This is a genomic window from Marinigracilibium pacificum (genome assembly GCF_012926615.1).
Classification (GTDB): domain Bacteria; phylum Bacteroidota; class Bacteroidia; order Cytophagales; family Cyclobacteriaceae; genus Mangrovivirga; species Mangrovivirga pacifica.
This window is the reverse complement of sequence record NZ_JABBNU010000006.1, coordinates 27,318-42,249: the sequence shown is the minus strand read 5'-3', so window position 1 is coordinate 42,249 and position 14,932 is coordinate 27,318. Positions and strand designations below refer to the sequence as shown.

Here is a 14,932-nt window from a genome sequence, read left to right as displayed (position 1 = left end):
TATTAATCCAATTTCGATTATTAATCATTAAGCTTGGTAAGCCAAATATTTCATTATTTTACAATACTTTCAAAAATGCAGCAGTAAATTTACAACAGTTTGTAAATACATAAGCAGTAAATTATCTACCTGATTATTCAACATTTTTTTGTATGAAAGTAGCTTTCATCACTCCATATCCATACAATCAAGCACCCTCACAAAGGTTTAGGTTTGAACAATACTTCAAATATCTAAATAAGGAAGGAATTAAGTACACACAATCCTCATTTTTTTCAGAAAAAGCATGGAATAACTTATACTCTTCAGGAGGTTTTATCATTAAAGTATATTATACAATTCTGGGCTTCCTGAAACGCCTATTCACTTTATTTACACTATATAATTATGACTTTGTTTTTATACATAGAGAAGCTACTCCACTTGGTCTTCCCTGGTTTGAATTTATCGTTTCAAAAATACTAAATAAAAAAATTATTTTTGATTTTGATGATGCAATCTGGTTGCCAGATAAGTCAGGTGTAAATTCTATTGGTCAAATACTTAAAAATCCATCAAAAGTAAAATCAATTTGCAAATGGTCTTATAAAGTCTCAGTTGGAAATCAATATTTAGCTGAATTTGCTTCAAAATTTAATAATAATGTAACTATAATCCCTACAACACTTGACACCTCTTACCATAAACCTGAAAATGATGATGAAACAAACAACAATTTAGTTACTATAGGTTGGACAGGTACTCATTCAACACTTAAGTATTTAATTCCAATTTTTCCTGCTATAAAAGAATTACAACAAAAAATCCATTTCAACTTTCAGGTAATATGTAATGAGGATCCATCGCCTGACTTAAATAATTACACCTTCATAAAATGGTCTAAAGAAAGAGAAATAGAAGATCTTAGTAAAATTGATATTGGCATAATGCCTCTTCCTGATGACCAATGGACTAAGGGGAAATGTGGATTTAAAGCTTTGCAGTATTTATCATTAGGAAAGCCAGCAATAGTTTCACCAGTAGGGGTCAATGAAGAAATTGTTTCTCATGGGAATGAAGGATTTCTGGCTAGAAATAATGAAGATTGGAAAAATTTCATTTCAATTCTTATTTCAAATCACAGTTTAAGAAAAGAAATGGGACAAAAGGGAATTAAAAAAGTGGAGAATGAATTTTCAACAGTTGCTAACAAACAAAAGTTCCTAAATCTTTTCACTTAAACACTAACTGTTTATTAAACTTGCTTTCCTCCTGCCAGTACCAAATAATCAATAATCCTAATACATAGAATGGTAACAAGGGTATACGGTATCTTGACAAGGTACCAAAATTAAAAGTTGAAATCCCTGTAGCAAAAGCAAATGACAAAGAAAAAGCCAAACAAAATAATACCTCAGGTCTTTTCAAATTCACAATCATTTCTTTTAATCCGGTACGGGTAAAAATATATAAAGTAAAAAGCAACATACCTAAACTTTCAACCATAGAAAGTATCATCAAAGGATTACGCACTTCCCATGGATACGGTCTGAATAGCGCTACATTTACTGCCTGAGGAGCTAACTTAAACATGCTAATCCAAGTTCCATCAAGCTCTCCCAAATTATATGTTGACCCGGCCCCCTTTCCAGTCCAAAAGGCAATATCATAAGCCTGTGTCTGTACTGTTTCTGCTATATTATCGAGACTATACTTTTTATTTTGTTCACCAACAATCCGCATTGCATAAAAGGAGCCGACAACTAATATTACACCCAAGAAAGGGAGTGCAGCGGCTTTTAGGATTGGGTCTTTAATCAGTGATATATTTTTTGTTGTCCACCATAATAACAAACATGGAATGGCAATAAGAAATATATATATTTTGACATGAAACAAAGTATATGCTGCTAGTAACGCAAGTATAACAAGAAAAACACTCCTTCTTTTATGAATAAAAAATTCAATAAAAAAATACACTAACCAACATAATGCAATCAGAGTAATCGTATCTTTTAAAATCCCGGAACCCCAGAAAATTATAGATGGAATAAATAATACTGCATAGGCTATATATCTGGATATTGTAGGAAACAACCTTGAGAATGACCTATAGAGCATCCAGTGACTCAAAAAAGCAACAAATGCAAAACAAAAGGCAGTACCTACATAGCTACCAAATGTTATAATATCAAATAATGCTGCTGTTCTCACTACAAAATAAGATGCAGGATCTTTAAATGTCCAGATATTACTGGCATATTCAAATGAAGCAGGCAGATATTCCCCTTGATGGGTCATAAGCTCCCACCAAATCTTAGGGTCATCAAAAAGTGATGACCAGATTATTCTACTTCCATGTCGATGAAAAGTAAACGTGTCACCTCCGCCATAATAAAATTCATATAACAAGCCTAGTGCCAAGGCTCCAAACAATCTGAGTAATAATGCCGGAAAATAATATTTTTGATCTTTTTTATCTGTCACAGAAGGCCTTATAAACCATGCCAATCCTACTGTTAAGATTAGAAATAAAGGACCAACCAACAGATCAATACTTCTCATTAATCAACTTTTTTAACCGGAACACCCAAATATAAACCTGATTCAGGTAAAGACCTGTGTACATACCCGGATGCACCAATAACTGTTTCTTCAGGAATCTCTACGCACTGGGCAGTCCGAGAACCACTTCCCATAAAACTTCTACTACCTAATATTGCTTCACCATTAAGTATCGCTCCGGTGGAAATATGACAATGATCGCCTGTTTTTGCATCATGCTCAATCACTGCATTTGAATTAATAATATTATTATTTCCAATGGTTGCATTCGCATTGACTATTACACCATGTAAAATAACAGTTCCCTCACCAATTTTAGCATACCTGCTAACATGTGCTCTAGGAGATATTATCACTGGCAATTTCCCTCCCAAAGACTTTATTTGATTATAAAATCTTTCTCTAATTTTAGAAGAACTAATCTGACCAATAGTTATCAAAAAATTATCGTACTTCTTAATCAGCTCAGGTAAGTCAGTATCCTTTGCACTGATTTTGTAATCCAGAACATCGTTACCAATCTTTTCTTCAACATCTAAAATTTCAGCAATTTGATATTTCCCCTGTTCTTCGATTACATCTATCACAGATTTACAGTGTCCTCCACCACCGATTAATACAATTTTATCCATAATAGAATTTAAAATATCCCTAAAAATTTACCTTCTTTTTTTTCCTTCCGCCGTTCTTTTAAATATTCCCTCGCTGCCTCATTCGCAGGATGCTTCCTATCAGAATTACTTTTGATATCCTTTACATATGTTTCAGCTGCATCATGATCCCCCTCCTCATCGGCAATTCGTAGTAAGTTTAGCAAACTATAAAGATGATATCCTGACTCTTCCATTTCGCCTACTTCACCAAACTCAACAGCTCGTTCATAATAATACTTAGCATTTTGATTATCTCTTCTTGCTTTATAATATTCTCCAAGAAAAAAAGAAGCATATTTACCTGCCCAAGGCCCATAACCAAATTCGCTACTATCAACTCTGGTCATTATCTTTTTACACTCAGGCTCCATTTTAGACCATTGCCCAGAGTTATACAACAATCGAGCGTAGTACATAAGAAAAACAGAGTTTCTCGGATAGGTATCTGATAAATATTTAGCTACTAACAAAGCCTCACTTCTATCCTTCCTTTCAGAATTAAGTATTTTAACCAGAAAATGCTGAGCCTCTGTCCGTGTATAAAAAGCATTATTTGCTACTTCTCTTAGTTGTTTAATACCAAGATCCTTCTCTCCTTTTTTAAAGAAAATTAAAATTGGTTTTAATGCAGGATAATTCTCCGGAATCCATACTGAATAATAATTATATAATGCATGGCCAAATAAAAACTCTGGACTCAGATTAGTAAATTCTTCTGAATCTTCAAGATACTTTAATGATTTTTTTCCTGCAGAAGCTGCCTTCACCCATTCTTCTCTTTCGCTCAACAGTCTTCCTTTAAAACCATATGCAGCAGCAAGAAAAAAAGAAGCCTCTACTTTATTAGGAGGTCTTTTATATAAATTTTCTGCCAGAATAATAGCTGAATCCATATAAGCATGAAATCTTGCATCTCTGGACTTATCCTGCATATTTGGTAAGATTTTCCACCATTCTGAAAGGCCTCTAAGAAAATAACCCAAAGGATGCCATGGATATTCTTGTTGTAACCATCCAAATTGAAGATCTGCTCTTTCAAATCTATAGTTGTATAAATTATTTACTGCATCGGTCGATTCGATCTGAACCTTTGGATTTTCTAATAGGATAAAAACAGAATCCTTTGCTTGGGCCTTGCTAATATTTGTAAATACTAAGGCTAATAAGAAAGTATATATTAGTTTATTCATTACTTGCTATAACGACAGAAGAAAAAATTATTTCCCTATTCTGACAATTCAATTTACACTGATTAATACTCTTTTCAATAAAATATGTGACCTACTTACAAAAACTATTTATCACCTCTACCACATAATTTGTTTGCTTTTCAGTTAATTCCGCATGAACTGGAATTGATACTATTCTATCCACCAAACAACTATATTCGTCAAATGATTCATTTTGATTCACATATTTTCTAAATGCTGGCTGATCAACAAGCAATATAGGGTAGTGAATCTGCGTGGCTACTCCGTTTTTTTTCAGATATTCTCTAAATTCATCCCTTTGATTTGTATTAAACCTTAACACAAACTGGTGATAGGTATGAAAACTTTGTGGATGTTCATAAGGCAATTCAAACATTCCATTAGATTTAATCAACTCACGGTATTTTACAGCATTCCTTCGTCTAGCTTCAATAAACTCATCCAGAAAATTTAGTTTAGCCTTTAGTACTGCAGCTTGAAAGGTATCCATCCTACTATTTATCCCTGAAATAGCGTGATAATCTTTTTCACTTTGCCCGTGATCAGCAAATATTTTCATCCACTGAAAATATTTATAATTATTTGTCACACAAGCTCCCGAATCACCTAATGCACCCAGATTTTTAGTAGGGTAAAATGAAGTTGCAGAAATATCTCCAAAAGCTCCAGCCATAATATATTCACCTTTTTCATCAGACCACCATCTACTGCCTACTGCCTGAGCAAAATCTTCTAATACCCAAAGGCCATAATCATCCTTCAGCCTGCGAAAATCATCTAAAGGAGATACCTGACCATACAAATGAACTGCAATTACCCCAACGGTTTTTTCGGTTATTAAATGCTCTATATTTTCAGCCTCAAGAGCGAAAGTCTCTGTATTAAAAGGGGAAAAAACCGGTCTGCCTCCACATCTAATGACCGCCTCCGCAGCAGCCGCATAGCCATTTGCCGGGATGATAACCTGATCACCAGGCTTAAGTTTTAAAGCCTTTAAAGCAATAAATAGTGCATCAGTACCCGAATTACACCCTAAACAATAATCTGTTTTTAAATAACCTGATAATAATGACTCAAATTCGCGAACAAAACGACCCTGAACAAACATGGATTCATCCATTACCTTGTCCAGGGCCTGAAATATCTCATCCCGCATTAGGGAATGTTGCTTTTTCAGGTCGACCATTCCGACCTTCATACTCATACTTCTTCGGTATTTTCTCCGTGCTTATCGTATTTCTTCCCCATAAGGAATGCCTTGATATAATCATTTATATCTCCATCAAGAACATTTTGAACATCAGTTCTTTCCACACCTGTACGGGCGTCTTTGATTAGTTTATAAGGATGAAGCACATAATTTCTAATCTGGCTACCAAAATCAATAGCCATTTTCGAACTTTCAACTTCTGCTTTTGCTTTATTTCGCTTTTCAATCTCAATCTGATATAATCTTGATTTAAGCATATTCAAAGCCTTTTCTTTATTCTGAAGCTGACTTCTTTCCTGCTGACATTCAACAACAACTCCTGAAGGAGCATGTCTCAACCTTACGGCTGTTTCAACTTTGTTAACATTCTGCCCACCTTTACCTCCAGCGCGGAATGTCTCCCAGGTAATATCTGCCTGATTTATCTCAATATTAATTGAATCATCAACAACAGGATAAACATACACCGATGAAAACGAGGTATGTCTTCGTCCACCACTATCAAAAGGAGAAATTCTAACCAGACGATGAACACCAGTCTCAGCTTTCAGATATCCATATGCAAAGTCTCCGGTAAATTCCAATGTTGCAGATTTCAGTCCGGCAACATCACCCGGCTGATAACTTACCTCTCGAACACTATACCCGTTTTTCTCACCCCACATTACGTACATCCTCATTAAAATATCTGACCAATCCTGACTCTCTGTACCTCCGGCACCAGGATTAATCTCCATCATAGCACTTAATTGGTCTTCCTCATTTGAAAGCATTCTCTTAAACTCCAACTCTTCAAGAGCATCTTCCAATTTGTCAAAGCTATCATCAACTTCTTTCTCCGTAGCCTCATCCATTGAAAAGAATTCATAAAAAGTCTCAGTATCATCATAAAGACCTTTTACTTTTTCAAAAGCTTTCGTCCATTGTTTCAGAGACCTCATCCCTTTCATCACTTTTTCAGCTTCATTCGGATCACTCCAAAAGTCTGGCTGTGCAGAAAGGTCTTCCATTTCTTTTATTTCTTCTACTTTCTTATCGTAGTCAAAGATACCCCCTCAAGGCCTCTACTCTGGCCTTTGCACTCTTAAGCTGATCTGCAGTCATATATTGTTAAAAATTAATTCTTAATTATTTTCAAGGACAAAGTTAGGCACAAATAAATTAATCATGAAGCATGAAGGCTTATTGATCATTTGAGACATCTTCAAACGAATCAATATTTATCAACTTCAGATCCCAACCTTTGTCCAGACGGTATTTCTTTCGCCTCAAAATCAAATATAATGCTCCTCCACCAACCATGGCTGCACTTGCAACTAAAATACCTGTGCTTGGCTCATAATCTGCATCCTGAACAATCTTGATGTTAATAAAATCAATCGACACTAAAATTATTCCTCCGGCTATCATATATCCGGAAAGCTTATCCATATAATTTCGGTTTACATTATATACCTCTTGAATATCTTCAGGCTTCACACGTTCATAAGTAAGCTGAATTGTAGAGTCAGACACTCCGATTAACTGATCGCGATAGACCGTTTCATCATTGTATAATTTGTATATAAAAGGATCTCCAGTGTTTATCACCTTTCTTTTTGACCCCGATTTATTAGTAATCCGGATAAACTGCTGACTAAAAGCTGCAGTTGCAGTAAACGTAAACAATAATAAAAATATTAGTATTCGCATACAACAGATTTTGTTTATTCTCAAATTAGTGTCCAGGCTGATGATTGAACGGTAATTTAATAACAGAAATGAATTAACGATTATAAAATAAAAAAAATCACGACTGAAAGCCGTGATTTTAATGTTTTTAGGATCTTTTATAATTTATAATTCCAACCGAACTTATCTTCAGTCTGACCATATTTAATCATATCAAGCTCTTTAAGGAATCTATTTGACCACTCTCTGTCTTTCACCGGAGGCAATTCATAATCTACCCCTTCGTAACCGATCTTCTTAATCTGTGCAATGGTAGCTGCAGTTCCGGTACCAAATGCTTCTTTAATACGACCTTCCTGTGCAGCTTTTAATATTTCATCAACAGAAATTTTTCTTTCTTCAACCTTATACCCCCAGTCACGAGCAAGTTGTAATACACTATCTCTGGTAATTCCAGGTAAAACCGAATCTCCAGGGTGAGGAGTAACCAAAGTATCATCAATTCGGAACATTACATTCATTGTTCCAGATTCTTCAATATACTTATGTTCCTGGCCATCAGTCCAGATTAACTGTTGATAACCTTGCTCAGCAGCAAGTTTTGCAGGGTACAAAGAAGCAGCATAATTACCTGCTGTCTTGGCATATCCAACACCACCTTTTACAGCACGTGTAAAATGTGTTTCAATTTTAACACTTACTGGTTCAGCATAATATGCACCTACAGGACAAGTAATTATTAAAAACTTATAGTTATCTGAAGGTCTGATCCCTATAAAATCATCTGTACCAAAAATAAATGGCCTGATATACAAAGACTTACCAACCTCATTTGGAATCCAATCATTATCAATTTCTAATAATGCTCTCATTCCCTGCTCATAAATTTCTTTAGGTATTTCAGGGATACACATTCTCTCTGCTGATTTATTCAGTCTTTCATAATTTGCGAAAGGCCTGAAAACCAACGTTTCTCCGGATTCCGACTTATAAGCCTTTAATCCTTCAAATATTGATTGTGCATAATGGAGTGTGGTTGTAGCAGGATCAAGTTGAAGAGGCCCGTATGGTAAAATTTGAAAATTTTGCCATTTACCATCTTTATAATCTGCCATAAACATGTGATCAGTATAAATTCGCCCGAAGGGAATATTATCAAAATCAACACCAGGCAGTTTAGACTCCTGTATTTTTGTTACTTTAATATCAATCGTTTCGGTCATGTTGGGTACATTTTAGAAGAATCGGCTCTTCAATTAAAATATTTGCAAATCTATCAATTTTAGACATTGAAACCCAAGCTTTTTCAAAAATAAAGAAAAACAACTATGAATTAACCAAAATAAAATATTGGTATACGATAAAATTAATCTAAAAACAAAATTTAATTCTGTATACAGAATTTGAGGCTTAAAATAATATGAGATTTACTTTTTCGGAACCCAGGGAGTTTCTTCAGCATTAAGCTCATGTGCATTCATTCTGGACAACACAAACAGATAATCTGATAATCTGTTAAGGTACTGTATAACCAAACTATTGACTTCCTGATTTTCATTTAATAACACCACAGCCCGTTCAGCTCTTCTGCACACAGTCCGTGCTATATGGACATAACTTACTGACTGATGGCCTCCTGGTAAAACAAAATTTCTCAAGGGAGGTAATTTTTCATCCATTTGATCCATTTCTAACTCCAGAGCTTTTATATCCTCCTCCTTAATTTCAGGAATAACCACTTTTGATTTGACAGGATCTGAGGCGAGATATGATCCAAGGGTAAAAAGTCTGTCTTGAATATTCACCAAGATATCTTTTCTAGATGAGTTAACCTCCTGATCACGAACCATTCCTATCCAGGATAATAATTCATCAACAGTACCATAGGCCTCAATACGGATATGAGATTTTGTTAGACGTGTACCTCCAAGGATTCCGGTAGTTCCGTCATCACCTGTTTTAGTATATACCTTCATTACTAAGCTTCTATTTTTCCGCTACGAATATCGGTATTTATAGTATCAGTTTCAATTAATCCGTCACGAAGTCTGACAATACGATGGGCGTAATGTGCTATATCATCTTCGTGAGTCACCATAATAATTGTATTTCCCTGGTCATGAAGATTTTGAAAAAGATCCATGATCTCATAAGAGGTCTTAGTATCCAGGTTACCTGTAGGTTCATCTGCTAGAATAATACTCGGATCATTCACCAAAGCTCTGGCAACAGCAACACGCTGACGTTGTCCCCCTGAAAGTTCATTGGGTTTATGGTCTGCTCTGTCTCCTAATCCAACACTTTTAAGTACTTCCATTGCTTTTTCAAGGCGTTCTGATTTACTATAGCCAGCGTAAATTAAAGGAAGAGCAACATTTTCTAATGCTGTAGATCTAGGTAAAAGGTTGAATGTTTGAAATACAAATCCAATTTCCTTGTTTCTGATCAATGCAAGTTCATTATCAGAAAGACTTGAAACATCATTGTTATTTAATATATATGAACCTGCTGTAGGAGTATCAAGACAACCAACAATATTCATCAATGTCGATTTCCCAGAACCTGATGGCCCCATAAATGCAACATATTCTCCTTTATCAATTGAAATGGAAATACTCTTTAGCGCTTCCACTGTTTGAGTACCCATTTTATATATTTTAGAAATATTGTTTGTTTCGATAACCTTAGCCATAATCTCTGTTTTATTAGCAACCTAAATAAACTAATGATTGTTCAAATAGGAAACCAATTATTTACAAGCGGAAAGAAATAATGACAATCGGATTATTCCCAGTCTGTTTCAGGTTTAACTAACAATTCATCGATAGACTTTCTTATAGACTGAGCACTGTCCGAAGGAATAGTTTTCTCTATGTCAACAAATGTTTTTCTTGCATAGTCTTCAAGACCAGACTTTGCACAACTCATAACATATTCAACTTGTAATACTTCATTTGAAGGTTGTGTGTTAAAAGCATTTGCCATTACATTATTTGCTTTTAACAATTCACCTCGTTTTTCAAGTTCAGATGAAATTGCAAGTATTATAGGGATTTCATACAAAAGTTTTAATGATTTTGCCTCAAGATCATCAGAAGACATTTTTAAATACTCTGAATAAAATTCATTATAAACTTTTTCTCGAACAGTTACCGGAGCTTCATTTAAGGCCTTACCTGACAACACCATTTGAGATACTCTATCTAAAGGTATATTACCTGACGTAAGCTCCCTTGCACGAGATAACCTTCCTTTTGAAACTTCATATTTCACCAAAAGCCCTATTACGCCATCTGAAATTGAATCCAGACCAATCAAATCAGTAATATTAGAATATGGATTTTTTCTTAAAATAGACTTCAAAATAACTGCTTCATGTTCGGGTGATTCAGGTATTCCCTCAGTTAACAATAAGCGATGGTCTTTTATATATTCAGGAGGAGTTGAGCCTGATTCAATTGCATCTTTATAAATACTTTGCGCTTCTTCTAACTCACCATTTTCTAATAGAGCAAGTATTCCTACCCATGCGCTACCTTCAAAACCGCTAGCTTCTGCTCTTAGGAAATAATCCGCCGCAAGTCCCGGATGAAACATATCACCCATAATCATTCCTTGTAAAAACCGGTAATAGCTACCAGTAGAACTTCCTGCTAATCCTGCTAACTCATAAAGTGCGCTAGTGAAATTTCCCTTCAAATAATTATCAAAAATGCTTAGCTGCTCAATGTCTCCGATAAATTCAGCATTTTTCATTTGATATCGATATGGCTCAAGATCGACAATTGAATCATTTAGATTTATCAATTTATTGACAACCGCATTATTCAACAGAATAAATGAACTTTTATTTAAAACTGAGTCAGAACCAGCATATTTCAAACTTCCAATATCTGCTCTTTTTAGATTTTGTAGAGAAGTCCAGTTCCCATAAAATAAATCTGACCTTATCTCGGAACCTGTGAGTGATAATAATGAGTCAGTATCTTCATCAATATTTAGCAGTCGTTCTACTGCCATAATATTTGATACAGCTTTTTCTTTAAACCCAAGATCATAAGCTCTTTCAAAGCTCCATACAGCCGAATCGTATACCTTGACATTTGCGTAGGCCGCCCCCCTGGTAATCCAATATTGAGGATCATTTTCGAAATACTTCTCTACATCTGTTGCACTAAATAATGCTTCAAAATCACGGCCTTCTTCTCTTAGTAACCTGATAGCGTTGAGCTGAGCCTTCAAATCAGGAGCCAATTTTACAGCTTCGGCATAAAATACCTGCTCACGAACTTTCTCTCCTCTCAAACGCATAAGTGATGCCATCGCCATATTCGCATGAATATTACGATTTGCAATAAATCTGGATCTGCGAAAATAAACTTCAGCCTGTTGCCTTTCATCAAGAAAATAATGATAATCACCCAATAAAGACTGATGTGACGCTTTAGCATATTTTGTAATCAGCTGTCCGCTTAGAAAATACAGCCCTATTCCTATTACTGCTCCAAGAACAAAAACACTTACATAAGGAATTATTTTTGGTCTGTACAAATTATCTCCAATGCGAATTCCTTGCTTTAGAAACTGATTGAAATTAATAAAGACATAAAGAAAGAAACTAAATAAAAGTCCTATCTGAAGGAAAATAATAATATCATTGATAGAATATAATAAGGTATCAATTGCTGTTGAAGCTTGAAATGCTATCAATCCAAATACTACCAGTCCTAACCCTAAATAGAAAAACTTACCATCATTTTCCCATTGAATTATCAACTCCCCTTCTTTGAGCTTAAGTCTCCAAGAAATCCATCCGCCTAAATAAGCACCAACAAGCATCAAAATTGCCGGCGCTAGTATCAGATCACTCTGAAAATCTTCATGAAAACCCAGATATAACAAAATCAGGTTGCCGATTAACAAAATAAAAACAAATACAAAAGGTAAGTATGTTGGATTCGATTTTGAATTACCCCCGATATAATAGGCAGCTAATGTTAAGAGGTCATGAGCAGTAAATAACACCAAAATACCAAAAATGATCAAGTCACCATAAATTAGGTTTGCAGATAACAGCATTAGTGGTCGCTCAACCTCACTAAAATTGATAACCATAAGGATAAACAGTAATATAGTCATCATATTAACCATCCATCTGCGCCCGAATTTTGTCTGTTTTGACCGAAACTTAAAGAAGAATGTCGGTCCCAATATCAATATCACAGATGCGATAACAGGATATTTTTCGATACTTCCAAAAAGCATCAACGCATCTATTTCAGACCATATTAATATTAGCATGGCCAATGAAAGGCCGATATAAAAATAATATTTATTTAAGGCTGGAATAGCACTTAATATTACTGAAAATCCTAGAAAGAAAATGATTAAATGATATAGAAAAGGCTCCTCTTCGATGGTCATCAGTCCTGACCCAAAAGATGTTAGTCCAACAAAATTCTGGGCAAGAATATTAAATTGATTGGTGATAAATGAAAATGAAAAGACAGACTGAGGAGATTTTTGGAGACTGATCATTTCCATCCAAGGAAAAACCTTGTCAGATCCTTGAATGTATGCAGATATACACCAGTATGCTACTCCCAAAAATGCAAGTGCAATTACAAAAATCAGGATTCTTGCGGTAACACTGTTTTTTGTATCAATCAAAAATTTTGTCATTATTCTACCACTTTAGGTACAATAAAGAAATCTTCATCATGCTTAGGTGCATTTTTCAACGCTTCCTCATGAGTGATTTCTATTTGTGTTTCGTCTTCTCTCCACCGATTAACTTCCTGTGAAATATTGATTAGCGGATCAATGCCGTCAGTATCAAGTTCATTTAACTTTTCAACCCATTCAAGGATCTCTGATAGTTTAGAAATCATATTTTCTTCCTGATCAGCACTTAGTTCAAGTCTTGACAGGTGAGCTATTTTTCTAACAGTTTCCTTATCTATTTTCATGCGTTAACGGTTTCTGATTCGATTGCATAAGCAGGAAAATGCTCATCCAACTTATTTTGTATTATACTATAAACCCTTTTCTTCAATTCAGGGATATCCTTTTCAGTAAGATCATGGGTTTCAATTGGTTCATGAACAATCATCTTTTGGCTATGCCAGCTAAGTAAAAATTGGTCATCAGGCAAAACTAACCAATTATAAGGAAGAGTAACCGGGACAAGCGCAACATTTTGCTCGATTGCCAGTCTGAAGGCCCCATCTTTAAACATTGCCATTTGTGGAGGGTTCTTCGCTTTTATCCCTCCTTCAGGAAAAATCGCAAGACTTTTACCTTCTTTAATCTTCTCCAATCCTTTTCGGTATGCGGCATATCTGTCTTTTGCCCTGCTTCTGTCTACCGTAATGTGTAGCTTACGAAACATATAGCCAAATAAAGGAACCCGGGCAATTGATGACTTACCCATAAAAATGAAGTTATTAAATAACCATGTCATCAATGCTATATCCATATAGCTAAAGTGATTCGCTACGAAGATCACCTGTTTTTTAGATGAAAATTTCTTTTCATAAACAACTTTCACAGGCATCCCTACAATAGTAAACCATGTTCTGGCCCACATATGATTAATAAAGTGTAAATACCCCTGTAACGGCTTTATAAAAATCATTATCAAGAAAAAAGGATAGATACACAAAAACACCAAAACGAAAGTAATGGCTGCATAAATAGTATATATCCACTTCAAAAAATTCTTCATCACAAACTATTTATTATCTTTTTTAACCCAGTATCTCTTAAGTCCTGCCACAGACATCCAACTTGGATTTGCAGCCTCATATTGTTCAAGCATACCAATAGTTGCACCATTTTCTTTCAAAATACGATGCATAATTTTTTGAAATTCGGGTATTATCCGCTCATCAGTTTCCTCAGCATCCACATAAGGTTTCATCCATTCTGTCAGTCTGTGCATGTTTTCCTGCAATTGATCAAGATGTGATTTAACGTTTTCTCTACCAGAAATCTCTCCAAAATGAGTGAGATATAAACTTTCCGGAGATGCAGACCTTAAAATTTCTATCGAATTATCCCAGGCTTCAATATCAATATCAGGTGGTGGACAAGGGGCAACTACAGGACCACCATTAATTTTAACACCACCAACATCACCTGTAAATATTGCATCACCAACCTGCCATGCAATATGATGAGAAGCATGACCTGGAGTATGAAGTGCTTTAAAGTCAACTCCTCCCATGGTTACAACTTCTTCATGATCAACAGTAGTAATTCTTTCACTTGGGATTTTTTTCATTTTACCCCATAAAGAATCCATCTGGTCTCCATATATCCTGGTAGCACTTTCCATCAGTCTTTCTGGATTTGCCAAGTGTTTTTCGCCTCTTGGATGAACGTATATTTGGGCTTCTTTATTTGCCAGTTTCCATGCAGCTCCTGCGTGATCAAGGTGAATATGAGTTAATAACACATGCTTTACATCTCTGACATCAAGCCCCCTCATTTTCATTGATGTCCTTAAATATCGGTATGTCGAATGTGGGCCCGTTTCAATTAAAACCGGACCATCATTAGTTTCTACTGTAAAAGCCGCAATAGATTCTCTGATATTCCTGAAGTTGAGATCTAAAATATGTATCATAACCAGTTAGCTG

At 35.2% G+C, this 14,932-nt stretch carries 14 protein-coding genes; 1 reads left to right on the top strand and 13 read right to left on the bottom strand.

What is annotated here, in order from left to right:
• Window positions 1-152: 152 nt before the first annotated feature.
• Window positions 153-1,220, top strand: coding sequence for a glycosyltransferase (locus HH304_RS10365; protein ID WP_169681114.1), 1,068 nt, complete (start codon window positions 153-155; stop codon window positions 1,218-1,220).
• Here HH304_RS10365 and HH304_RS10360 read toward each other — a convergent pair.
• From HH304_RS10360 to HH304_RS10300, 13 genes are all read right to left on the bottom strand, one after another.
• Window positions 1,213-2,544: a hypothetical protein gene (locus HH304_RS10360; protein WP_169681112.1), complete on the bottom strand. Its 1,332-nt coding sequence runs from the start codon at window positions 2,542-2,544 to the stop codon at window positions 1,213-1,215. The genes HH304_RS10365 and HH304_RS10360 overlap by 8 nt on opposite strands.
• Window positions 2,544-3,176, bottom strand: coding sequence for a NeuD/PglB/VioB family sugar acetyltransferase (locus HH304_RS10355; protein WP_169681110.1), 633 nt, complete (start codon window positions 3,174-3,176; stop codon window positions 2,544-2,546). The genes HH304_RS10360 and HH304_RS10355 overlap by 1 nt, the downstream gene beginning before the upstream one ends.
• 8 nt (window positions 3,177-3,184) lie before the next feature.
• Window positions 3,185-4,387 (bottom strand): tetratricopeptide repeat protein, encoded by a 1,203-nt coding sequence (locus HH304_RS10350; RefSeq protein WP_169681107.1) that lies wholly within the window; start codon window positions 4,385-4,387, stop codon window positions 3,185-3,187.
• A gap of 91 nt (window positions 4,388-4,478) precedes the next feature.
• Window positions 4,479-5,612 carry a DegT/DnrJ/EryC1/StrS family aminotransferase gene (locus tag HH304_RS10345; RefSeq protein WP_169681104.1) on the bottom strand — a complete coding sequence of 378 codons (1,134 nt, stop codon included), beginning with the start codon at window positions 5,610-5,612 and terminating at the stop codon, window positions 4,479-4,481.
• Window positions 5,609-6,722 (bottom strand): peptide chain release factor 2 gene (prfB, locus tag HH304_RS10340; protein ID WP_271711586.1). Its coding sequence is split into 2 segments (ribosomal slippage): window positions 5,609-6,670 and window positions 6,672-6,722, totalling 1,113 coding nucleotides; the frame shifts between segments, so codons are not numbered across the junction. Before prfB ends, HH304_RS10345 begins: the two co-directional genes overlap by 4 nt.
• A gap of 78 nt (window positions 6,723-6,800) precedes the next feature.
• Complete coding sequence (locus tag HH304_RS10335; protein WP_169681099.1) at window positions 6,801-7,310, bottom strand: hypothetical protein; 510 nt, start codon at window positions 7,308-7,310, stop codon at window positions 6,801-6,803.
• A 137-nt stretch (window positions 7,311-7,447) separates the two neighbouring features.
• Entirely contained in the window at window positions 7,448-8,512 is a 1,065-nt protein-coding gene (locus tag HH304_RS10330; protein ID WP_169681097.1) for a branched-chain amino acid aminotransferase, read from the bottom strand.
• Window positions 8,513-8,716: 204 nt separating this feature from the next.
• Window positions 8,717-9,265, bottom strand: coding sequence for a cob(I)yrinic acid a,c-diamide adenosyltransferase (locus HH304_RS10325; protein ID WP_169681094.1), 549 nt, complete (start codon window positions 9,263-9,265; stop codon window positions 8,717-8,719).
• Window positions 9,266-9,267: 2 nt separating this feature from the next.
• Window positions 9,268-9,981: an ABC transporter ATP-binding protein gene (locus HH304_RS10320; RefSeq protein WP_169681091.1), complete on the bottom strand. Its 714-nt coding sequence runs from the start codon at window positions 9,979-9,981 to the stop codon at window positions 9,268-9,270.
• 92 nt (window positions 9,982-10,073) lie between these two features.
• Window positions 10,074-12,971, bottom strand: a complete 2,898-nt coding sequence (locus tag HH304_RS10315) for a tetratricopeptide repeat protein (protein ID WP_169681089.1) — start codon at window positions 12,969-12,971, stop codon at window positions 10,074-10,076.
• Window positions 12,971-13,258: an Asp-tRNA(Asn)/Glu-tRNA(Gln) amidotransferase subunit GatC gene (gatC, locus tag HH304_RS10310; RefSeq protein WP_169681087.1), complete on the bottom strand. Its 288-nt coding sequence runs from the start codon at window positions 13,256-13,258 to the stop codon at window positions 12,971-12,973. The genes HH304_RS10315 and gatC overlap by 1 nt, the downstream gene beginning before the upstream one ends.
• Entirely contained in the window at window positions 13,255-14,016 is a 762-nt protein-coding gene (locus HH304_RS10305; protein ID WP_169681085.1) for a lysophospholipid acyltransferase family protein, read from the bottom strand. Before HH304_RS10305 ends, gatC begins: the two co-directional genes overlap by 4 nt.
• Before the next feature lie 6 nt (window positions 14,017-14,022).
• Window positions 14,023-14,919 carry an MBL fold metallo-hydrolase gene (locus HH304_RS10300; RefSeq protein ID WP_333908751.1) on the bottom strand — a complete coding sequence of 299 codons (897 nt, stop codon included), beginning with the start codon at window positions 14,917-14,919 and terminating at the stop codon, window positions 14,023-14,025.
• Window positions 14,920-14,932: the final 13 nt, after the last annotated feature.

What these genes read in the sequence shown, in the direction of transcription:
- HH304_RS10365 (WP_169681114.1), top strand. Translation starts at nt 153, where the DNA reads ATGAAAGTAGCTTTCATCACTCCATATCCATACAATCAAGCACCCTCA.
- HH304_RS10360 (WP_169681112.1), bottom strand. Translation starts at nt 2,544, where the DNA reads ATGAGAAGTATTGATCTGTTGGTTGGTCCTTTATTTCTAATCTTAACA.
- HH304_RS10355 (WP_169681110.1), bottom strand. Translation starts at nt 3,176, where the DNA reads ATGGATAAAATTGTATTAATCGGTGGTGGAGGACACTGTAAATCTGTG.
- HH304_RS10350 (WP_169681107.1), bottom strand. Translation starts at nt 4,387, where the DNA reads ATGAATAAACTAATATATACTTTCTTATTAGCCTTAGTATTTACAAAT.
- HH304_RS10345 (WP_169681104.1), bottom strand. Translation starts at nt 5,612, where the DNA reads ATGAGTATGAAGGTCGGAATGGTCGACCTGAAAAAGCAACATTCCCTA.
- HH304_RS10335 (WP_169681099.1), bottom strand. Translation starts at nt 7,310, where the DNA reads ATGCGAATACTAATATTTTTATTATTGTTTACGTTTACTGCAACTGCA.
- HH304_RS10330 (WP_169681097.1), bottom strand. Translation starts at nt 8,512, where the DNA reads ATGACCGAAACGATTGATATTAAAGTAACAAAAATACAGGAGTCTAAA.
- HH304_RS10325 (WP_169681094.1), bottom strand. Translation starts at nt 9,265, where the DNA reads ATGAAGGTATATACTAAAACAGGTGATGACGGAACTACCGGAATCCTT.
- HH304_RS10320 (WP_169681091.1), bottom strand. Translation starts at nt 9,981, where the DNA reads ATGGCTAAGGTTATCGAAACAAACAATATTTCTAAAATATATAAAATG.
- HH304_RS10315 (WP_169681089.1), bottom strand. Translation starts at nt 12,971, where the DNA reads ATGACAAAATTTTTGATTGATACAAAAAACAGTGTTACCGCAAGAATC.
- gatC (WP_169681087.1), bottom strand. Translation starts at nt 13,258, where the DNA reads ATGAAAATAGATAAGGAAACTGTTAGAAAAATAGCTCACCTGTCAAGA.
- HH304_RS10305 (WP_169681085.1), bottom strand. Translation starts at nt 14,016, where the DNA reads ATGAAGAATTTTTTGAAGTGGATATATACTATTTATGCAGCCATTACT.
- HH304_RS10300 (WP_333908751.1), bottom strand. Translation starts at nt 14,919, where the DNA reads ATGATACATATTTTAGATCTCAACTTCAGGAATATCAGAGAATCTATT.